We start from the raw sequence: 20,876 nt of genomic DNA, 5'->3' as shown, positions 1-20,876 counted from the left end.
GTATTAGTTAACCTGTATTAGTTAACCTGTATTAGTTAACCTGTATTTGGGCTCGCTGAAATAAAAAACGGAAGCAATAGCTTCCGTTTTTGTATTAATAAGCGTCTCAGTTAGAAGCTCATATTCTCGGTATTCTGGCTAACTAACTTTTCACCAATTCCTGTCACCATGGTTAACTGTTTCAGATCGGTAAATTTGCCGTTTTTGGTTCGATAGTCAACAATCGCTTTTGCTTTGGCTTGCCCAATACCTTTCAGTGCTTGTAATTCCTCAGCGCTGGCTTTATTGATATTGACCTTTTGCATAGCCGTTGACTTTTTCTCAATCGATTTTGTGACTTTCTTTGTAGGCTCTGCCATTGCTTTTGCCGCTTCTGCAGCAAAAGAATTACTGCTGAGTAAACAACATAAACACGTAATTAATGCAGTTAATGTCAATGATAACTTCATGAAAATCTCCTTTCTTCCTTAGTTTGCTGGTATGCATCCTGCTCCATTACCAAGCTCGAAAGATTCAGAACGCTATACGATTTCCGAATCGGAGGTTAACTGTAGTCAACAAAATCGAATTGTACAAAAAAAACACTATTTTATTCGCTACTATCAACAGTCTGACTTTGTTTCGGTTTGCTTTTAGACATCATTGACGAAGTAAACTGCTTTAATTCACCGAGTAAATGTTGATGAACGTGGGATAATTTAGGCTTGTTGTGTTTGTTAAATGCGATCGGCCGACACAAGCTCATGGCTTGATAACCTAACCTTGCAGTAAGTAAACCACCGCCAAGCCCTTGTGCAATTCGAGCAGACACCTTGCCGGTCATTTCTACTGATAATAATTGGGTACCTAAATCGGTAATCACCTCGGTACTGCCAGCATAAATAATATTCGTCACAATACTACGAATCAGTTTTATGCGGCTCCAGTAACCCAACTCCACGGCATAAATGGCAGCGACTTCATTAATCATTTTTTGATTTCGCCACAAGATAATCGCCATATCCAGTGCAGCTAATGGGCTTGCTGCTAATAATAATGCCGACTCAGCAGCAAAGCGGTTAACGCGTTTCTTAGCCAGTAAATCGCGCTCGGATAACACAATATCTTCAAATAACAACACGATTTCTGCATCATTATGTTCATGGCTACAGGCTTGTAAATACTGCTGTTTAGCCTGGTTATTTGGGTATTTGGCTAATATTGGCGCCAAAAACGTTTTGGCCTCACCCATTTGCATGCTTTGGGATAATCGCTCAGCTGTGCTTTGATGATCACTGACTTTTCTAAGATTAACTAACTTACGCCATTCTTTAACCGTAATGACTGTGGCCCATAAGCTAACAATGGATAACACAGAGGCATAAAAACCAAATAACCACGGACTTTGTTGAAAAGAGTCAAGTAACCCCATCACGGTTTGTACGATAACCAATAACACCAAACCAATTACCGATAGTGTAGCCAATAACGACCAACGCTTAGCCTTTGCAGGTTTAATGCTGTCGTCCATTGCTGCTGGCAATTCTGATAGCGATTGCTCACAAATAAAGTCAATTTCTTCAAATGATTTAGTCGGCTTAATTGCTTGTTCAGCCGATGGGTTCTCATCTGTCACAATAAGATCTGACTCGGTAAATATTTGCGATTTTTTTATCGGCGAATTACGTGTAGGTTCATTCATAACTAATGCTCACATTTATTCTCAAAATAAAACCATTAAGACAATTTATCGCCTAATAGAAACTCCAAGAGATGGTCGAGACGAATGTGTTCGAATTGCGGATTATTATCATGGATATGGCTCAAATTGGGCGGTAGGAAAGCACTAAAGCTAAACCCTTGTTGTTGCCAAAACTCTGCATCGGGTAATGATGTGGGCACATCTCCTGGGTATACGGTGACTTGCTTACCATCAAGCCCAGTGCCTTTTACCACTTCTTGTTGAACACCCTCTATATTAACCATCCCGTGTTGAGTAGCCTTAATCGCACTTATCGCCATGGTTTCAACTTCACTGCCATCAAAGTTGGCATAATGCTGGCTTTGTTGCAGCATTGCGGTTAACAAACTAAGCACATGGCTTTGCTGATCACGGGTCACTCTGTCTACTTGGCTGGCAGCAAAAAGCACTTTGTCTATCCGCGGTGAAAATAATCGCCTAATTAAGCTCGACTGGCCAAACTGAAAACTTTCCATAATGCTGTTTAATGCGCGCCCCATATCATTAAACTGTGCCTGACCATGATTAAGTGCATTTAAACAGTCAACCAACACTAGTTGGCGATCAAATCGAGAAAAGTAGTCGCGGTAAAATGGCTTAACAACTTGTGATACGTACTGTTCATAACGGCGCTTAAGGACATGATAATTTGAATCGCTTGGACTTGCTGATAACTCTGAATGCTGAATTGGGCTTAAGGTAAGCAATGGGAAAAATGTCAATAACGGGGTATTTTCGTATTCGCCCGGTAACAACATACGCCCTGGTTGAGCGTGATAAAATCCCTGTTGTCTAACCAAGTCGACCAATAAAGTTTGGTACAAATCAGCAATGTACTTAAGTTGCTGCTCATCAGCTAATTGGCTTAACTCTAACGTCTCTACCGCTTGGGTAAATGCGCTAAATAAGGGGGAATGACGTAAACATGTCACATTAACCTGTTGTGATAAACACCATTGAGTAAAATCTTGTTTAAGCATAGGTAAATCAAGTAACCACTCACCTGGATAATCAACAATATCCACATACAAGGTTGCGGTATCAGTTAGCTTTGCTAACAAACCTTGTTGAGGCTGATACTTAATGGCTAAACGTAATTCGGTAATGTTTTTGGTTGAAGCAGGCCAATACGGAGGTGACGAACATAATGCATTCATTGCGCCTTGATAATCAAAACTGGCAATGTCTAAATCGGGTTGCATGGCGCGGTTGACAGCAATTAGTCGACCTTCGCGAGCCACTTGCCATAATGGTAAAGGATTGTGCTTGGCACCTTTGCCAGCATGCAATAACTGGTTTACTAAGCCACTAATAAAAGCGGTTTTACCTGCACCAGATAACCCTGTGACGGCTAATCTAACATGACGATCGGTACTGCGGTTAACAATAGACTGAGCCGTTTGGCTGACTTTAAACAAGGAACGATCTAAAAATCTCATGATGGCTGATGGCTCCCCAAAAAACACGGGCGGATAACCGCCCATTAGAAGGATTAAAGACTATTGATTTGGCGTTTAAGATCAAAGTTGTCTGAGGTGACATGTTCTTCGAGTCGTCTTAAACGGAGTTCTAATCCGTTAAATTGACGATTAACATCAAACAACGCTTGCTTTGCAGGTTCACCTGCTTGCCAAATTTTCTTTTTAATTTCAATATCTTTGTGATGTTCTTTGTTGTCTAAGTTTTGTGGTTTGATGTCTAATATCATCCATAAGGCAATATAAACAACAAACACAATCCCTGTTCCACCGAGTAAGAATATCGACACAGCAATGACTCGCACTAGCCATGTTTCAAAGTTAAAGTAATCTGCTATACCTGAACACACCCCAGCCACTTTACCATTTTTTGGGTTGCGGTATAGAGTACGACCATTAGATGGGACCATGTTTCGCTCTCCATTCTGGTGATTCAGTATCTAGAATCGCTTCTAATGTTTCAATGCGACCGCTCATTTTTTCGGCTTTCGCAATGAGACCATTAAGCTGGTTAAATTCTTCCTCGGTGAGCCCCTGGCTCACTTGTCGCTTACTGCGATAATGAAGAACCAACCAGATAGGTGCCACAACAACCATAAAGATGATAATTGGTGCAATAAGAAGATCCATATCCATAACTCACCTCTGAATAAATTTACGCTTTAGATTTAGGTTGTGCTTTCGCACTCATTTTTGCTTTTAATGCTGCTAATTCATCATTCACAGAATCTTCTGCTTCTAATGCTGCAAACTCGTCAGCTAGAACGTTCTTTTTACCTAAATCATATGATTCTACTTGTGCTTCAAGTCCTTCAACTCGGCGCTCGTATTGTTCAAACTTCATCATTGCATCATCGATTTTGCTTGAATCAAGCTGCTTTTTGACTTCTAAACGTGAAGTGGCAGTTTGCTTACGCATTATGATGGTTTTTTGACGAGCACGAGCATCATTCAATTTTTCTTGAAGTTGAGCGATTTCATCTTTTAAACGAGCTACATGCTCTTCAACAACTTGCAGTTCCATTTCAAGTGTTTGCAATAAACCCACTGTTTTTTGCTTTTCACTCAACGCGGCTTTGGCTAAGTCTTCACGATCTTTGGATAACGCTAACTCAGCTTTATTCTGCCAATCTTGAACTTGCTCTTGAACACGAGCAATCCGACGAAGTAATTCTTTTTTCTCTGCCAATACTTTAGCGGAGGTTGAACGTACTTCAACAAGTGTGTCTTCCATTTCTTGAATGATAAGACGGACCATTTTTTCTGGATCTTCGGCTTTATCAAGTATTGCGCTGATATTAGAATTAACGATATCTGCGAAGCGAGAGAAAATTCCCATAATGTGTTCCTCAAAATTAACGTGGATGTCGCAGTTGGTATTACACATTACGTGCCAACATTTACAAATGCAACAACATCATAGGCTTAAACAAATATTTAACTTTTGCTTTCTTTTAACACTCAAGCCATTTATTATGATTTTCACCAATTATTAGTCTAATTCACTAACAATTTTGCGAGTAAGCTAACTGTGAGCAAACAATTCCAGCAAGACAATCTCATCGGCCAATCTAATGCACTACTTGAAGTATTAGAACATGTGTCTAAAGTCGCGCCATTATCTAAGCCGGTGCTCATTATTGGTGAGCGTGGTACGGGTAAAGAATTAATTGCCGAACGACTTCATTACTTATCCCCTCGTTGGGATCAAAGTTTTATTAAACTCAATTGTTCTTCATTAAGTGAAAACTTACTCGAAAGTGAACTCTTTGGCCATGAGTCAGGTGCATTTACGGGTGCAAAAGGACGACACGAAGGCCGTTTTGAGCGTGCCGATGGTGGAACACTGTTTTTAGATGAGTTAGCCAACACTTCCGGGTTGATCCAAGAAAAGCTATTACGTGTTATCGAATATGGTGAATTTGAGCGAGTGGGTGGCAGTAAAACGGTTCAATCTGATGTTCGACTTATTTGTGCTGCTAATGAAGATTTACCTACTTTGGCTGATAATGGTGAATTTCGAGCTGATTTACTCGATCGTTTAGCCTTTGATGTGATCACCTTGCCACCATTAAGACATAGAACCGAAGACATTATGCCACTAGCTGAACATTTTGCGATTAGCATGGCAAGACAACTATCGCTGGAATATTTCAGTGGTTTTAGCCCGCTGGCAGTAGAACAATTAATGATGCACAGTTGGCCAGGAAATATCCGAGAATTAAAAAATGTCGTCGAGCGAAGTGTTTACCGTGAAGGAGCTGATGGCCAAGAAATTGATCATATTATTTTAGATCCTTTTGCATCACCCTATCGTCCTGTAAATCGTGTCAAAACCCGTGAGCGTCAATCAACTCCAATTGAACACGCTCCAGCATCTGTGACTGAATCGACTGAGTTAAATGTTAAAACGGAAACATCAGTCGTGCTTAACAGCATCGAATTCCCGATTGATTTTAAAGAATACACCGAAAACAGTGAAATAGAATTATTGCAACGAGCATTAGCTGAAGGCCAATATAATCAGAAAAAAACCGCCGATTTGTTAGGCTTAAGCTATCATCAGCTTCGAGGTATTTTGAAAAAGTACAACTTACTCGACAAGAGCTGAATCTAGCTAGGATATGCTCATTGCCCCAATGCAATGAACACTGTTAAAATACCCACTCAAAGTCGATAAAAAATGATCACTCTATGCCTGTTATAGTAAAACGCTGGTATCAGCAGATGTCTTTATGTCTCTCCAGTATCGTGCTGGCTGCATGCGGACAAGTGCAATTGCCTTCTGGCCTTGTGTATTGCAGCGAAGGTAACCCTGAAAGCTTTAACCCTCAACTTGTTACTTCAGGTACCACTATTGATGCCACTTCACATCAAATTTACAGTAGACTCGTTAATTACAGCCAAGAAAAAGCCGAGATCACACCTGGATTGGCCACATCATGGCAGGTGTCCGATGATGGTTTAAGCTATGTTTTTACTTTACGTGAGCATGTGAGTTTTCATAAAACTCGCCATTTTACTCCCGCAAGAGACTTTAATGCCGATGATGTGTTGTTTTCATTTAATCGTATTATTGATCCACTACATCCATATCATCTAGTCAGCAGAACCGGTTATCCATTTTTTCAAAGTATTGGTTTTGCTGATTTAATTGGCTACATTGAAAAAGTAAACGACTACCAGGTTATCTTTCATTTAACTCGAAAAGACGCTTCTTTTTTATCTAATTTGGCTACTGATTTTGCCGTTGTATTATCGGCAGAATATGGTTATCAACTGTTAGCCCAAGGCACTCCTGAAGATATCGATTACTACGCAGTAGGCACAGGACCTTTTCAGCTCAGCCAGTATGTGAAAAACGAATATATTCGCTTTAAAAAGAATCCTGTCTATTGGGGCCCTACGGTTGAAATTGATCAATTAGTATTTGATATCACCCCAAGAAGCACCGCACGAATTGCTAAATTAATTACCGGAGACTGCAGCGTGTCTGCATTACCCAAAGCTGGTGAGTTGGCAGTACTTGACCAACATAAAGATATTATTATCGATGCTAAACCTGGACTAAACGTAGCATTTTGGGCATTTAATACTCAAAAACCGCCATTAGATGATGTTCGTGTAAGGCGAGCACTTGCGCATGCTATTGATAAAAACAATATTCTAGACGTGGTATATAACGATACCGCTGTGGAGGCGACAGGTGTTTTACCTCCGGCATCTTGGGCTTACAGCAAAAACTTATCTCCAAATGAATATAACCCAGAAAAAGCCAAAGTATTACTGCACCAAGCAGGTGTATCTAACTTATCCATTAATGTGTGGGCCATGCCTGTTGCACGAATTTATAATCCGAGTGCATTGAAAACAGCGGAGCTCATTCAGGCCGATTTAGCCCGTATTGGCGTAAAACTGAATATCATTAGCTATGATTGGAGTGTATTCACCCAAAAGCTAGCCAGTTCGAATTATGATTCAGTGTTGATTGGTTGGAATGCGGATAATAGCGATCCAGATAACTTTTTTACTCCATTGTTAAGCTGCGCTGCATTAGCCTCTAACAATAATCGCTCTCGCTGGTGCAACAAAGACTTTGAACACCTGCTAACCCAAGCTCAGAGTGTATCGACTCAACCTGAACGCAAAGCATTTTATCAATCAGCAGAAGCCATTATTAGCGATCAAGTTCCGCTAGTAACAATCGCACATGCCAAAAAAGTGGTGTTGAAGAAAAGCAATATTACCGCCATGCAAATTAGGCCTTATGGCGGTATTTCCTTCGCCAAAACAACTCAAGCAATAGAGGGAACTGAATAAATGTGGCGTTATCTTTTTAGTCGCATAACCCTGTTTATGGCCACATCTCTAGTCATGGTGGCCGTACTCTTTATGGCGTCGGGACAGTTTCCTGTCAGTAAAGCGTATTCACTATCAGGGGTTCAATATCCAACGCTTGAACAACAACAGCAAATAGAGCAAGACTATCAACTACATGATAACCAATTACTGCAGTTTACTGCCTACTTGCGCCAACGCTTATCGGGTAACTTTGGTATTTCCAGTAACTCGCAGCAAGAGGTTCTAGAAGAGCTTGAAGCAGTACTACCTGCGTCTTTTGAATTATCATTGTTTTCAGGTTTTATAGCTGTGTTTTTTGGTGTGCCCATTGGCGTGCTAGCCGCATTAGGTAATAACAAAGCACTGCAACGCAGTATTTTAGCCATCACCTTAACAGGCTATTCTATTCCGGTATTTTGGCTCGGCTTGACCTTATCTATGTGGTTTGGGGTGAATCTTGGCTGGCTGCCCATTTCAGGTCAAATCAATTTACTTTATGAAATTGAACCTGTGACAGGTTTCATGCTGGTCGACACTTTATTATCCGATTCTAGTTACCGTATTCCTGCATTTCATGATGCTTTATTACACTTAATTTTACCGGCTGTCACTTTAGCAGTGCTTCCTTTTACATTGGTGGTAAGGATCACTCGACAAGCCATTTTAAATGTGATGAATCAGACTTATATTCGTGCAGCTGAAGCTCGCGGTTTACACACGGCTAAAATACTACTTCGTCATGTACTGCCCAACGCCTTAATCCCGGTAATAAAAAGTATTGGTTTAATGCTGGGATCATTCGCCAGCTATGGCATTGTGGTTGAAGTGATATTTTCGTGGCCTGGGGTTGGCAGTTGGTTAGTATCAGGCATTTACCAGCGTGACTATACTGTTATTCAAGCGGGCATCTTAGCTGTGTCATTATTAATTATTTTCTTAAGCATATTGATTGATTTACTGCATACCGCAATCAACCCAATGAGCAGAAAGGAATTGTATGCCTCGAATTAAAATATACCAAGAAGACCATATAGCCTCGCCTATGTGGCGAATGTGGCAAACATTTTCTGCGAACCCATTTGCGGTGATCGGTCTATGGGCGGTGATTTTTTTATTAATATTAACTATTTTCGCCCCGTTTATAGCGCCTTATTCAGCAGAGATGCAAGACCAACAAGTATTACTTTTACCGCCATCATGGGATCCCGCAGGTACTGTAGAACACTTCCTTGGAACAGACGATCTAGGACGAGACATTTTTAGTCGTATCTTACACGGCGTACAATTAACCTTTGGCATGTCATTATTAATTGTTGCTGCATCGCTGATATTTGGCTTTGTTATTGGTTCTCTTTCAGGAATGATGCACGGCATAAAGTCGAGTGTGTTAAGCCACTTGCTCGATGCATTATTGTCTATCCCATCGTTATTAATGGCTATTCTGGTCGTCGCCGTTATGGGGCCTGGGCTTAATAATGTGTTTTGGGGCGTCGGGATTGCGATGGTTCCACAATTTGTTCGAGCTATCCATCTAGCGGTTCATGAAGAGCTGCAAAAAGAGTATGTTACAGCGGCAAAATTAGACGGTGCCAACTCGTTGCAAGTTTTTTGGTATGTCATTATGCCCAACGTATGGGATGTGGTGATTATTCAGGTCACTATGGCAATATCGGCAGCAATTCTCGATATTGCCGCACTCGGTTTTTTAAACCTTGGTGCTCAAGCACCGAGTCCAGAATGGGGCGCCATGGTCGCACAAGGGCTTGATAATTTACTGCTTGCGCCTTGGACCGTTACTATTCCAGGTGTCGCGATTTTGTTTACCGTATTATCGGTCAACTTGGTCGGCGATGGTTTACGTTCAGCCCTAGCACCGATAAGAAATTAACCTATGCCTTTACTCGATATTCGTAATCTCACCATTGAATTAGATACACCTGAGGGCACAGTAAAAGTGCTCGAAAAAGTCAGTTTGACTATCAATCCCGGTGAAATCCATGGACTTGTTGGCGAATCAGGTTCTGGGCGCAGTTTATTGGCCAAAGCGATTCTAGGGGTGCTAGGTCCTAATTGGCATATTATTGCTGACCGTATGATGTGGGACGGAAAAAACTTATTAGAAATGAGTTCCAAGCAACGACGCTGCCTGATGGGTAGTGAAATGGCGATGATTTTCCAAGACCCATCTGGCAGTTTAGACCCGGTAAAAACCATTGGCAGTCAATTGATTGAAGCGATGGTGCCCAACAAAAACATTCCTTTTTGGCGACGTGGAAAAGCAACTTATTTAAACGCGCAGAAATGGCTTCACAAGGTCGGTATAAAAAAACCAAAACAGCTGATGAAATGCTATCCATGGGAGTTGTCTGAGGGCGAATGTCAAAAAGTGATGATTGCGATGGCTGTGGCAAATCATCCTAAACTGCTGATTGCCGATGAGCCAACTAACTCAATGGAGCTCAACACCCAAGCGCAAATTTTCAGACTATTATCGCAACTCAATCAACTGCAAAACGTATCTATTTTATTGGTTAGCCATGAATTAGAAACCATGGTGCACTGGTGTGATAACTTAACGATTTTGTACAGTGGTCAGGTTATGGAATCAGGGCCTGTTAGCGAAATGGTAGCAATGCCGTATCACCCTTACACTCGCGCGTTATTAAAAAACCTACCCGATCATACTGAAAAAATGCGCCACAAAGCTAATTTACCCACACTGCAAGGCTCTTCGCCGTCGTTGCAGCATTTACCTGCCGGTTGTCGACTTGGCCCACGTTGCCCAGAAGCTCAACGCCAATGTGTAAAACAGCCTAATCTTGAACATATCAAAGACCGCTATTTTGCCTGCCATTTCCCTTACCAAAGTGAGCAAGAAGATGACGATGCCATTGCTTAAAGTAACCGATTTAAGTAAACAATACTTAACCGGTTATAAGCATTTTAAACCTCAATATTATCAGGCACTCTCTCCGGTTTCATTTGAACTCGGTCGCGGTGAAACCTTGGCTATTGTGGGCTCTGTGGGATCCGGTAAAAGTACCCTAGCCCGCATTTTAGTAGGTGCTGAACAACGAAGTGGTGGCGACATATTTTTTGAAGGTGAAGCCTTAGAAACGCGTAATTTAAAACAACGTTGTCGGTTAATCCGGATGATTTTCCAAGATCCTACAACTTCACTTAATCCACGTTTATCGATTGGTAACTTGCTTAAAGAGCCATTACGCTTTAATACTCAATTGAGTTCGACTGAACGAAAAACATTGGTGATTGAAACTCTAAGAAAAGTCGGTTTATTACCCGAACACGCTGAATTTTATCCGCACATGATTTCCGAAGGCCAAAAACAGCGTGTCGCTGTTGCACGTGCCTTGATGCTTAACCCTAAAATTATTATTGCAGATGAAGCACTAACAGCATTAGATTTATCTGTCCGGTCTCAGATTATTAATCTGCTATTAAAACTGCAAAAAGAGATGGGGTTATCGTATATTTTTGTATCACATAATCTGAATATTATCCGCCATGTTAGCGATAAAATTATGGTGTTGCAAAATGGTCATATGGTCGAGAAATCAACTACTGAGGCCTTATTTACTTCACCACAACATGAATACACCCAACGACTCATTCAAGAACAAAGTCAATTTATGCAAAAGCGCTAAACTGCTCCAACCACTGTGGTTTTGAGGGCGTTTTAGAAAAAATCAGTGCCATTTGGCCGTCGAACTATTTATCCTAGAGCCAATGTTAAAGGAAGAAGCTTAAATATGATTATTAAACCTAAAATTCGTGGCTTTATTTGTACCACTACTCATCCAGTAGGTTGTGAAGCCAACGTAAAAGAACAAATCGAACTCATTAAAGCCAAAGGCAAAATTGCTAATGGGCCTAAAAAAGTATTAGTGGTCGGTTCTTCAAGTGGCTATGGCCTTTCATCGCGTATCACCTCAGCATTTGGTAGCGACGCTGCCACTATTGGTGTATTTTTCGAAAAACCAAGCTCCGAAACCAAACCTGGTACAGCAGGTTGGTACAACACTGCGGCATTTGATAAGTTTGCTAAAGCAGAAGGCTTGTATTCAAAAAGCATTAATTGCGATGCCTTCAGCCATCAAGCAAAGCAACAAGTTATTGAGCTTATCAAGCAAGATTTAGGTCAAATCGACATGGTGGTTTACTCACTGGCTTCTCCAGTACGTAAAATGCCCGACACCGGTGAAGTTATCCGTTCATCACTTAAACCAATTGGCCAAACGTACACTGCAACGGCTGTTGATACCAACAAAAATACCATTATCGACACTTCGGTAGAGCCCGCTACTGAGCAAGAAATTGCCGATACCGTTACGGTAATGGGTGGTCAAGATTGGGAATTATGGATGAGTGCGCTAAGTGAAGCTGGCGTATTAGCAGACAATTGCAAAACGGTTGCTTATAGCTATATTGGTACCGAATTGACTTGGCCTATTTATTGGCATGGCGCTTTAGGCAAAGCCAAAATGGATTTAGACCGTGCAGCTCATGCCCTTGACAGCAAATTATCCGCTACGGGTGGCTCAGCTAACGTTGCAGTGTTAAAAAGTGTTGTGACACAAGCGAGCTCAGCCATTCCAGTAATGCCTCTTTATATCGCCATGGTATTTAAGAAAATGCGTCAAGAAGGCTTGCATGAAGGCTGTATTGAACAAATATACCGCTTATTCAGTGAACGCCTATACCGTGTTGATGGCCAAGCACCAGCCGTTGATAGCGAAAATCGTTTACGCCTTGATGACTGGGAACTTCGCGAAGAAATCCAGCAGCATTGTCGTGATTTATGGCCACTAGTGACCACTGAAAACTTAAGCGAATTAACCGATTACAACGAATATAAAGAAGAGTTTTTAAAACTATTCGGTTTTGGTATTGATGGTATCGATTACGAAGCAGAAGTTGATCCTAATGTGACATTTGATGTTATTGAGCTATAAGCTCAGTTTCAACAGCTGTTAACGTAAAGCCATAATGCACTGCATTATGGCTTTTTTATGAGCGATACATTGTGAAGATTCATATTTATAACAGTAAAGTCTGTAAAAAAGCGGCGAGTTTAGCTAATTAACATACCGTTATTGCTAAGCCGTGCTAAAAAAACCGTCTTATTATCTGAATTCGGGACTGAAGTATTTCGGATTGAATTCAGCTACATCATTTTATAATACAAATATATGTAACCCAGCTATGAGTTCATCAAGGCTTAACAACTTATGTTAAACAACGGGTAAATAAATGAGAACCTGTTGTGGATGTAATGCTTGTCTTGGCTGATGTTGCGCTAACTCATTATCATTAATGTCGAGTCGTTCTAAAAATAACGGGTAATTGCGTAGAGTAATATCATTTGCATTAACCCAATCGCGATACAGGTAATCTATTGCCGCCTCAAGACCAATATCATCACCACTGTGTTTAATCATCGCACATCGTCCCTGAGGGATTGATTTGAGCATAATCTGACTCGACTCAGACACTAAGGCTTGTGTCTCGGCATTTAACGATACACCTATATCAATCCGATATTGAGTTTTAGCAGATAACTCCGGGCTTGAATAAAGCAGATTAAAGGTTCTGCAATTTGTAGGAGATAAAGCAAATTGTCGACGCCATTCAATAAATCGCGCAATAGTTTGAGGTAATAAAGCCGGATCACCATGATGTTCCATCACCGCTAATGACTGCGCATCAAACGATACAATATCAACAGAATAAGATTGCTCACTTTGCTGACTAACATCGGCTTGAAAGGATTTAAGCGGTTGTTGCTTAGCAAAGAAATTGCCCCAATCAGGCGCTTGCTGAAAAGAATCAGGGCTTTGACCTATACTGCGAGTAAACGATTCAATAAAGTGTTGCTCGTTACGATATGCCAATTTAGCCGCTATTGTGGCCAGAGAAACTTGCTTGCCAAAACCTAATAAGTGGGCAGCTTCTAGACTTTTTAGCAGTTCAACGTAAGCGTCAATAGACATATGGTACAGCGCTGTAAACAATGGGTCGAAATGACATCGTGGGATGTGGGCAATATCGGCCAACACTTGTAGGTCAAAAGGCTCATTTAAGTGTTGATCTAAATAGGCTAATGCACGCTCAAATGCCTGATCAAGTCTGTGGCTCATGCCCTCTCCTTTTGGATTAAATTGTTACGATTGATTATTTATTATAACTAAACCAATGTAAATTAACGATTTGTAGACATGCAATAAAACACAATTTTTGTGCTAACAATGTGGCAATGTACACTAGTCGACTAATTGAATATCCAAACCTTCTAGTAAACTTAAGGCTTCGAACCGACTGAATTTGGCTTGCTTAACGTTATTAGCAGTAATATCGATTTGATAATTCAACGCATCAGTAAAATTCGCCTTAGTTAAATTTGTATGACTAAATTGGCTTCTCTAAAGTCGACATCATGGGCGCGGCAACCAACAAGTGAAAGCTCGGGTAAATGCAGAGCATAAAAATTACTGCCATCGAGCAAACTTCTTTCAAACTTAATCGTGGTTTGAGTCATAAACTGTGGCCACGGAGCTTTAGTCCAATCAATACCTATGGCTTTACAGTCGCTAAAAGTAACGTCATCAAACTCTGTAGCAACCACTGACATTACACTTAAATTACATTGGCTAAAAACACACTCAATAAAATGGCAATGATAGAAATCACTTTGACTAAAATCACATTGGTTAAAATGGCAGCGCTCAAAAGTAATATGTTTGAACTGTAATGCCACGCCTTTTATCGAATCGAACAAGTCATCGCCGTAGTGTGATAACACAAACAATTCACTAGTTGCCTTATGACTCATAACTTATATTCCTTTATAAACAAAAAGACCTAGACGTGAGCCTAGGTCTTTTTATATTTATCTGTTGTGACAACTTAATTAGTCGGCAACTGGATACTCAATTTCAGCATCAGCTTTAAGTGAGGCAACCACGGCACGATAATCAGCTTCGCTGTATTGAGGTGCTATACGCTGTTTAAGCGTATTGATTAGGTTGTCATTAATGCCTTCAGCTTTATTAACTTTATCCACAACAATAACCGCATAACCCGTCGCTAATGCTGCAGTATCAATTGTGACACTATTTTCAGCAGGAGCAGCAATCTTGAAGGCTTTGTTGGTGATAGCTTGGTCAATATCCTGATTAAAGCGACCTAATTTAGCTAACGTCGTCAATGAAGCACCTGTTAGCGTGTCATTTCCCGCTTTTAACTGAGCCATATATTCAGCAGCTTTGTCGCGAGCACCGTCATTCGCTTTATCTTGCTTCAAACGCTCAACAATACCTGCTTTGACTTCATCAAAGCTCATGACGCCAGCTGTTTGATGCTTTTTCATGCGGATAACCACTACATGGTTTGGCGCAAGTTCAATCACATCGCTGTTCAAACCACTTGCTAACACTTGGTCAGAAAATGCAGCTTTGATAAACTCAGGATTGTTAAATTTAGCTGGTACGTCATCACGCGAGAATAACTGCGTTGATTGTACTTTTGCATTAACTGCTTGCGCAGTTTCAGCTAAAGTATCAGGGATTTCATAACTGGTATCAGCTAACTTAGTTTGTAAGCTATAAAACACATCTAAGGCTTTCTTTTCTTGTAGCTGAGCAACTATTTTCGCTTTAACATTTTCAAAAGCGGTTGCTTGGCTAGCTTGTAAATCAAGCAGCTTTATAATGTGGTAACCAAATTCACTTTTCACAATTGACGAGACTTGATCTTTTTGCAGTCCAAAAAGTGCTTCATCAAATGCAGGATCCATTACACCTTGTTCAAACCAATCTAACTTACCACCCTGTTGGGCACTAAGTTGATCATCAGAATCAGCTTTTGCTACCTCAGCAAAATCTTCACCCGCTGTTAACTTGGTTTCAATGGCATCAGCTTTAGCTTTATCTGCACTGTCATCATCAGTTGCGGCGACAAAAATATGCGCAGCAAGGCGTTTTTCAGCCGTTTGATATTGTGCTTTATTCTCTTGGTAATAAGTTTTCACTTCTTCATCAGAGGTTTCGCTGCTTTTAGCCATGTCAGCAACATTCAGTTCAACATACTCAAGGCTGACTTTTTCAGGACTCAGGTATTGCGAAACATTAGCATCATAATAGCTTTGAGCTTCTTCGTCTGCGACTGAAACTGTTGATAAAAACGGTGTTGAGTCGACGACTAAGTAGCGAATATCACGGGTTTGACCTTGAACTTCTGCAAGCTGTTTAGCTTCGCCATCAAGAACAAACTCACTACCAACAAGCGCGTTTAATAACTGACGACGAGTCATATCTACACGCATCATGTTTCTAAAGCTTGTGGTTTGATAACCTAGTTGACGCAGTACCGCAAGGTAGCGTTCATTATCAAATTGACCGTCAGTTTGAAATGCAGGCTCTTCGATAATCGCTTTCTTGATTTGCTCATCTGATACACGTAGGCCCAATTTGTTGGCTGCCTGGTCGATGAGTTTATCGGCAATTAAACGGTCCAATACACCTTGCTTAATTCCGTTCATGTAAGAGTCGTCAGCCGCTAATGCAGTAAACATTTCGCCTAGCTGTTGCTCAATACGCGAGCGTTCATTTTGAAAAGCCTGTTCAAGTTCGTTGGCGCCAATTTCGTCACCATTAACAACTGCAGCAGGTACACCTGTGTTAGAGCCTAAATAACTGCTCACACCGGCAAAAGCAAAAGAAAGTATCACAAGTACTAGAATTGTTTTAGCAACAATCCCCTGTGATCCTTCACGAATTTTTTCTAACATCTGAATTCTCGCTTGTTGCGATTAATAAAATAAAAAGGCGCATCACCTTGTGGATGCGCCTTATTGTAAATTATATGGAGTTATCAGACGCTACCACGGGTATGACCCAATACTCCCAATATGTATTATGCCTTGCATAACAATATTGCTTTTCGTAAAAAGCACCGCCTAAGCAGTGCTTGTATTACGAATGCCTTACAAAGGCCACGTTATTAACTACGAGTTAACAGCGTCTTTTAGCGCTTTGCCAGCTTTGAACGCTGGAATGTTCGCAGCAGCAATTTTAATTTCTTTACCCGTTTGTGGGTTACGGCCAGTACGTTCAGCACGTTGACGTACTTCAAATGTACCAAAACCAACTAGAGAAATCTTATCGCCATCTTTAAGACCTTCTGTCACAGCAGCGATAAAAGAATCTAGTGCGCGGCCTGCAGCAGCTTTAGAAATATCAGCACCAGATGCGATTTTCTCGATTAGTTCAGATTTGTTCATGTCATCCCCTTGAATGTTATTGTCGCGCCGCAACCAAATCTATGTTTAGAGCGGTCTGCGGAGGCTTTATTTTATAAGCTTGATAACACACCAAACTTAGTACGAAAACCAAAAAATGAAATTGGATACTGCTCAACGCCAGATGCCCCAAGGGCTTGGTGCGTCTGACTATCCACAAACCTAGGCTACCACAGGTCAGCGTTTTGTTAAGCCCCTTTTTTCATTTTTTTCATGCTCTACAGCAATTTTTTAACTAACAAGCTATTTTTTAACCACTTCAAAGCCTTCAACTGGTCGCTCAAGCGCCAATTTCAACACTTCATCTATCCAACGCACTGGATGAATGATTAAATCAGCAATCACATTTGCAGGAATCTCTTCCAGATCGCGTTCATTTTCTTGAGGAATTAATACATGTTTAATTCCACCGCGATGGGCTGCTAATAACTTCTCTTTCAAACCACCAATGGGTAATACTTCACCACGTAAAGTAATTTCACCGGTCATTGCCACATCACTGCGCACAGGGTTACCCGTTAAGCTAGACACTAACGCAGTACACATTGCTGCGCCGGCTGAAGGACCGTCTTTTGGCGTAGCACCTTCTGGCACATGCACATGGATATCTCGTTTCTCATAAAAATCATTGTTAATACCAAGATTTTCAGCACGAGCACGTACCACTGTCATTGCAGCTTGAATCGATTCTTTCATCACATCGCCCAGCGAACCGGTATAGGTCAGTTTACCTTTACCTGCGACTGAGGTGGCTTCGATTGTTAATAAATCGCCGCCTACTTGAGTCCATGCAAGACCGGTCACTTGACCGATTTGGTTATTTGATTCGGCTTTGCCAAAATCAAAACGTTGCACACCAAGGAATGACTTTAAATTTTCCTGGTTAACTTCAACCACTTTGACCGTTTTATCAAGCAGGATATGCTTAACCACTTTACGACAAATCTTCGACAATTCACGTTCTAATGAACGCACGCCCGCTTCACGAGTGTAATAGCGAATAATGCCTAAAATAGCGCTGTCATCAACCTTGATTTCTTTTTCTTTAAGACCGTTACGTTCAATTTGCTTAGTCAGTAAATGCTTCTTAGCAATATTGAGTTTTTCATCTTCGGTATAACCCGATAAACGAATAACTTCCATACGGTCAAGTAAAGGGCCTGGAATATCCATTGAGTTTGACGTAGCAACGAACATCACATCTGATAAGTCATAATCAACTTCAAGATAATGATCGTTAAAGGTCGCATTCTGTTCAGGATCGAGTACTTCTAATAATGCTGATGATGGGTCACCACGCATATCAGAACTCATCTTGTCGATTTCATCGAGCAAGAACAATGGGTTTTTAACGCCCACTTTAGCCATCTTTTGAATGACTTTACCTGGCATAGAACCAATATAAGTACGACGATGACCACGAATTTCCGCTTCATCACGTACGCCGCCTAATGCAACACGAATATACTTACGACCGGTTGCTTTAGCAATCGACTGGCCCAATGAGGTTTTACCTACACCTGGAGGTCCTACTAAACACAAAATAGGCCCTTTAAGCTGCTTAACTCGGCTTTGAACCGCTAAATACTCAAGAATACGTTCTTTGACTTTTTCAAGCCCATGATGATCGGTGTCGAGTACTTCTTGCGCTTTGGCCAAATCACGCTTTATTTTAGAGCGTTGTTTCCAAGGTACCGCTGTCATCCAGTCTACATAGCTGCGCACAACCGTCGCTTCTGCTGACATAGGTGACATCATTTTGAGTTTGTTTAACTCAGCAGTGGCTTTTTCTTTGGCGTCGCTTGGCATGCCAGCTTCTTCAATCTTACGCGCCAACACTTCAAATTCGTCATGACTTTCGTCAATATCGCCTAGCTCTTTTTGAATGGCTTTCATTTGCTCATTCAAATAGTATTCGCGCTGACTTTTTTCCATCTGTTTTTTAACACGAGTACGGATTCGTTTTTCGACATGAAGCAAGTCAATTTCCGATTCCATCATCGCCATTAAATATTCCAGACGCTCACCGACATTGATCATCTCAAGGACAGATTGTTTGTCTTCAAGCTTCAATGGCATATGTGCGGCCATGGTATCTGCTAAACGAGCGGCTTCATCAATGCCCGACAATGAAGTTAATACTTCAGGTGGGATTTTTTTATTTAACTTGATGTAGCCTTCAAATTGACCAATAGCACTGCGAACCAACACCTCTTCTTCTTTTTCACTTAACTCTTGTGACTCGAGGTATTCAGCTGTGGCGGCAAAGAATTCTTCTTCTTGGGTGTATTTCTTGATTTTGGCACGCTGGCCACCTTCAACTAATACTTTTACCGTGCCATCAGGTAATTTAAGCAATTGTAAAATAGAGGCAACGGTACCAATATCGAAAATATCGTCTTTGGTAGGTTCGTCAAGATCAGCATCTCGCTGAGCGACTAATAAAATTTGCTTGTCTTGTTCCATTGCCGATTCTAGGCAACGAATAGATTTTTCCCGTCCCACGAATAGCGGAATTACCATATGCGGGTAAACTACCACATCTCGCAGTGGTAATACGGGGAGTTCGATATGCGCTTCACGCTCTTTAGTCATGGCTCGATTCCGTTTAATGAAATTGACTTATTACTGAGTATATTGGGGTGATGTTATCAGTTTCAATGGCTAATACGAAAAAAGGAGCCCAATGGACTCCTTATTTTTCAACTTCCTGACTATCAGTGCAATTATTGCTCGCCTGAAGCAGCCTGTGTCTCAGTGTTTTCATAAATCAAAATAGGGGCTGACTCGCCTTTCACTACTGATTCATCAACAACAGCTTTAATCACGCCTTGTGTCGACGGAATATCATACATTGTATCAAGCAAGATGCTTTCAACAATAGAACGTAATCCACGAGCACCGGTTTTACGTGACATTGCTTTTTGAGCGATGGCTTGTAATGCATCATCACGGAATTCAAGTTCGACATCTTCCATCTCAAATAATGCACTATATTGCTTAGTTAATGCGTTTTTAGGTTCAGATAGAATTTGTACTAATGCAGCTTCATCTAACTCAGTTAGCGTAGCAACAACAGGTAAACGACCAATAAACTCAGGGATTAAACCAAACTTCACTAAATCACCAGGCTCTACTTGGCTAAGAATTTGTGAAATAGTCGCTTTATCCGCTTCGCCTTTTACTTCTGCACCAAAGCCAATTCCGGTGCCAGTGTGTGCACGTTGCTCAATGACTTTTTCAAGTCCAGCAAACGCACCACCACAGATGAACAGAATTTTAGAGGTATCCACTTGCAAGAATTCTTGTTGTGGATGCTTACGTCCGCCCTGTGGAGGAACAGAAGCAACGGTGCCTTCAATTAACTTAAGCAGCGCCTGCTGAACACCTTCACCCGATACATCACGAGTAATAGAAGGATTGTCAGATTTACGACTGATTTTGTCAATTTCATCAATATAGACGATACCGCGTTCCGCTTTCTCAACGTCGTAATCACATTTTTGCAGTAGCTTCTGAATGATGTTTTCAACATCTTCACCCACATAACCTGCTTCGGTTAGTGTGGTTGCATCTGCCATAGCAAAAGGAACATTAAGTGAGCGAGCCAACGTTTCAGCCAATAGAGTTTTACCACTACCGGTTGGGCCTAATAGTAAAATGTTACTTTTACCTAGCTCTACACCATCTTTGATAGCGCCATTACGTAAACGCTTATAATGATTGTATACCGCTACGGCTAACACTTTCTTAGCCTGATCCTGACCGATTACGTAGTCATCAAGATGCTTGCGTAACTCATGCGGTGTCGGCAATTTGTCTTCATCACGTTTAGGTGAAATCTCTTTGATTTCTTCACGGATAATGTCATTACATAAATCAACACATTCGTCACATACATAAACTGATGGACCAGCAATGAGTTTTCTGACTTCATGCTGACTTTTTCCGCAAAAAGAGCAGTACAGCAGTTTGCCGCTGTCACCGTTATTTTTGTTATCGCCCATTATTCTACCTCTGT

The 20,876-nt window shown here is 41.1% G+C and carries 19 protein-coding genes; 7 read left to right on the top strand and 12 right to left on the bottom strand.

Features of this window, described 5'->3' with window-relative positions; genetic code table 11:
• Positions 1–110: 110 nt before the first annotated feature.
• From H5181_RS15200 to pspA, 6 genes are all read right to left on the bottom strand, one after another.
• A complete protein-coding gene (locus H5181_RS15200) occupies positions 111–449 on the bottom strand; it encodes a helix-hairpin-helix domain-containing protein (protein WP_123777849.1) in 339 nt (112 codons plus the stop codon).
• Between the two features lie 140 nt (positions 450–589).
• Positions 590–1,681, bottom strand: coding sequence for a TIGR01620 family protein (locus H5181_RS15195; protein WP_182751433.1), 1,092 nt, complete (start codon positions 1,679–1,681; stop codon positions 590–592).
• Positions 1,682–1,716: 35 nt separating this feature from the next.
• Positions 1,717–3,159 (bottom strand): YcjX family protein, encoded by a 1,443-nt coding sequence (locus H5181_RS15190; protein ID WP_182751432.1) that lies wholly within the window; start codon positions 3,157–3,159, stop codon positions 1,717–1,719.
• Positions 3,160–3,212: 53 nt separating this feature from the next.
• Complete coding sequence (pspC, locus tag H5181_RS15185; protein ID WP_011638026.1) at positions 3,213–3,608, bottom strand: envelope stress response membrane protein PspC; 396 nt, start codon at positions 3,606–3,608, stop codon at positions 3,213–3,215.
• Positions 3,595–3,834 (bottom strand): envelope stress response membrane protein PspB, encoded by a 240-nt coding sequence (gene pspB, locus H5181_RS15180; RefSeq protein ID WP_086019761.1) that lies wholly within the window; start codon positions 3,832–3,834, stop codon positions 3,595–3,597. The genes pspC and pspB overlap by 14 nt, the downstream gene beginning before the upstream one ends.
• A gap of 19 nt (positions 3,835–3,853) precedes the next feature.
• Positions 3,854–4,537 (bottom strand): phage shock protein PspA, encoded by a 684-nt coding sequence (pspA, locus tag H5181_RS15175; RefSeq protein WP_011638028.1) that lies wholly within the window; start codon positions 4,535–4,537, stop codon positions 3,854–3,856.
• A gap of 192 nt (positions 4,538–4,729) precedes the next feature.
• Here pspA and pspF point away from each other — a divergent pair, with 192 nt between their 5' ends.
• The 7 genes from pspF (at position 4,730) to fabV (ending at position 12,512) form a co-directional block, all read left to right on the top strand.
• The gene (gene pspF / locus H5181_RS15170; protein ID WP_011638029.1) at positions 4,730–5,809 is read left to right on the top strand and encodes a phage shock protein operon transcriptional activator; all 1,080 of its coding nucleotides are present in this window, start codon (positions 4,730–4,732) and stop codon (positions 5,807–5,809) included.
• Positions 5,810–5,892: 83 nt separating this feature from the next.
• The gene (locus tag H5181_RS15165) at positions 5,893–7,518 is read left to right on the top strand and encodes an ABC transporter substrate-binding protein (protein ID WP_011638030.1); all 1,626 of its coding nucleotides are present in this window, start codon (positions 5,893–5,895) and stop codon (positions 7,516–7,518) included.
• Positions 7,519–8,550 (top strand): ABC transporter permease subunit, encoded by a 1,032-nt coding sequence (locus H5181_RS15160; RefSeq protein WP_011638031.1) that lies wholly within the window; start codon positions 7,519–7,521, stop codon positions 8,548–8,550.
• Complete coding sequence (locus tag H5181_RS15155) at positions 8,537–9,427, top strand: ABC transporter permease subunit (protein ID WP_011638032.1); 891 nt, start codon at positions 8,537–8,539, stop codon at positions 9,425–9,427. Before H5181_RS15160 ends, H5181_RS15155 begins: the two co-directional genes overlap by 14 nt.
• A 3-nt stretch (positions 9,428–9,430) precedes the next feature.
• Positions 9,431–10,438, top strand: coding sequence for an oligopeptide/dipeptide ABC transporter ATP-binding protein (locus H5181_RS15150; protein ID WP_011638033.1), 1,008 nt, complete (start codon positions 9,431–9,433; stop codon positions 10,436–10,438).
• Complete coding sequence (locus H5181_RS15145; RefSeq protein WP_011638034.1) at positions 10,419–11,204, top strand: ATP-binding cassette domain-containing protein; 786 nt, start codon at positions 10,419–10,421, stop codon at positions 11,202–11,204. Before H5181_RS15150 ends, H5181_RS15145 begins: the two co-directional genes overlap by 20 nt.
• A gap of 105 nt (positions 11,205–11,309) precedes the next feature.
• Positions 11,310–12,512, top strand: coding sequence for an enoyl-ACP reductase FabV (gene fabV / locus H5181_RS15140; RefSeq protein ID WP_182751431.1), 1,203 nt, complete (start codon positions 11,310–11,312; stop codon positions 12,510–12,512).
• A 279-nt stretch (positions 12,513–12,791) separates the two neighbouring features.
• Here the strand turns inward: fabV and H5181_RS15135 are convergent, their stop codons facing one another.
• The 6 genes from H5181_RS15135 to clpX all read right to left on the bottom strand — a co-directional run bounded on the left by H5181_RS15135 (position 12,792) and on the right by clpX (position 20,862).
• Entirely contained in the window at positions 12,792–13,697 is a 906-nt protein-coding gene (locus H5181_RS15135; RefSeq protein WP_182751430.1) for a GyrI-like domain-containing protein, read from the bottom strand.
• Between the two features lie 254 nt (positions 13,698–13,951).
• Entirely contained in the window at positions 13,952–14,389 is a 438-nt protein-coding gene (locus H5181_RS15130; protein ID WP_182751429.1) for a pentapeptide repeat-containing protein, read from the bottom strand.
• Positions 14,390–14,467: 78 nt separating this feature from the next.
• Positions 14,468–16,345, bottom strand: coding sequence for a SurA N-terminal domain-containing protein (locus H5181_RS15125; RefSeq protein WP_059745463.1), 1,878 nt, complete (start codon positions 16,343–16,345; stop codon positions 14,468–14,470).
• A 216-nt stretch (positions 16,346–16,561) separates the two neighbouring features.
• On the bottom strand, positions 16,562–16,837 hold the full coding sequence (hupB, locus tag H5181_RS15120) for a nucleoid-associated protein HU-beta (RefSeq protein WP_011638043.1): 276 nt from the start codon (positions 16,835–16,837) through the stop codon (positions 16,562–16,564).
• 261 nt (positions 16,838–17,098) lie between these two features.
• Positions 17,099–19,450, bottom strand: coding sequence for an endopeptidase La (gene lon, locus H5181_RS15115; RefSeq protein ID WP_102036473.1), 2,352 nt, complete (start codon positions 19,448–19,450; stop codon positions 17,099–17,101).
• A 131-nt stretch (positions 19,451–19,581) separates the two neighbouring features.
• Positions 19,582–20,862 (bottom strand): ATP-dependent protease ATP-binding subunit ClpX, encoded by a 1,281-nt coding sequence (gene clpX, locus H5181_RS15110; RefSeq protein ID WP_011638045.1) that lies wholly within the window; start codon positions 20,860–20,862, stop codon positions 19,582–19,584.
• Between the last annotated feature and the right edge of the window lie 14 nt (positions 20,863–20,876).

Source organism: Shewanella sp. SG44-2 (assembly GCF_014164215.1).
Taxonomy (GTDB): domain Bacteria; phylum Pseudomonadota; class Gammaproteobacteria; order Enterobacterales; family Shewanellaceae; genus Shewanella; species Shewanella frigidimarina.
Note: the sequence above shows the minus strand (reverse complement) of the source record. Positions and strands in the feature narration are given on the sequence as shown.

Coding starts and splice junctions, on each gene's coding strand:
- pspC (WP_011638026.1), bottom strand. CDS start 3,608: ATGGTCCCATCTAATGGTCGTACTCTATACCGCAACCCAAAAAATGGT.
- fabV (WP_182751431.1), top strand. CDS start 11,310: ATGATTATTAAACCTAAAATTCGTGGCTTTATTTGTACCACTACTCAT.
- H5181_RS15190 (WP_182751432.1), bottom strand. CDS start 3,159: ATGAGATTTTTAGATCGTTCCTTGTTTAAAGTCAGCCAAACGGCTCAG.
- H5181_RS15155 (WP_011638032.1), top strand. CDS start 8,537: ATGCCTCGAATTAAAATATACCAAGAAGACCATATAGCCTCGCCTATG.
- H5181_RS15160 (WP_011638031.1), top strand. CDS start 7,519: ATGTGGCGTTATCTTTTTAGTCGCATAACCCTGTTTATGGCCACATCT.
- H5181_RS15135 (WP_182751430.1), bottom strand. CDS start 13,697: ATGAGCCACAGACTTGATCAGGCATTTGAGCGTGCATTAGCCTATTTA.
- clpX (WP_011638045.1), bottom strand. CDS start 20,862: ATGGGCGATAACAAAAATAACGGTGACAGCGGCAAACTGCTGTACTGC.
- H5181_RS15195 (WP_182751433.1), bottom strand. CDS start 1,681: ATGAATGAACCTACACGTAATTCGCCGATAAAAAAATCGCAAATATTT.
- pspA (WP_011638028.1), bottom strand. CDS start 4,537: ATGGGAATTTTCTCTCGCTTCGCAGATATCGTTAATTCTAATATCAGC.
- H5181_RS15165 (WP_011638030.1), top strand. CDS start 5,893: ATGCCTGTTATAGTAAAACGCTGGTATCAGCAGATGTCTTTATGTCTC.
- lon (WP_102036473.1), bottom strand. CDS start 19,450: ATGACTAAAGAGCGTGAAGCGCATATCGAACTCCCCGTATTACCACTG.
- H5181_RS15200 (WP_123777849.1), bottom strand. CDS start 449: ATGAAGTTATCATTGACATTAACTGCATTAATTACGTGTTTATGTTGT.
- H5181_RS15125 (WP_059745463.1), bottom strand. CDS start 16,345: ATGTTAGAAAAAATTCGTGAAGGATCACAGGGGATTGTTGCTAAAACA.
- pspB (WP_086019761.1), bottom strand. CDS start 3,834: ATGGATATGGATCTTCTTATTGCACCAATTATCATCTTTATGGTTGTT.
- hupB (WP_011638043.1), bottom strand. CDS start 16,837: ATGAACAAATCTGAACTAATCGAGAAAATCGCATCTGGTGCTGATATT.
- H5181_RS15150 (WP_011638033.1), top strand. CDS start 9,431: ATGCCTTTACTCGATATTCGTAATCTCACCATTGAATTAGATACACCT.
- H5181_RS15130 (WP_182751429.1), bottom strand. CDS start 14,389: ATGAGTCATAAGGCAACTAGTGAATTGTTTGTGTTATCACACTACGGC.
- H5181_RS15145 (WP_011638034.1), top strand. CDS start 10,419: ATGACGATGCCATTGCTTAAAGTAACCGATTTAAGTAAACAATACTTA.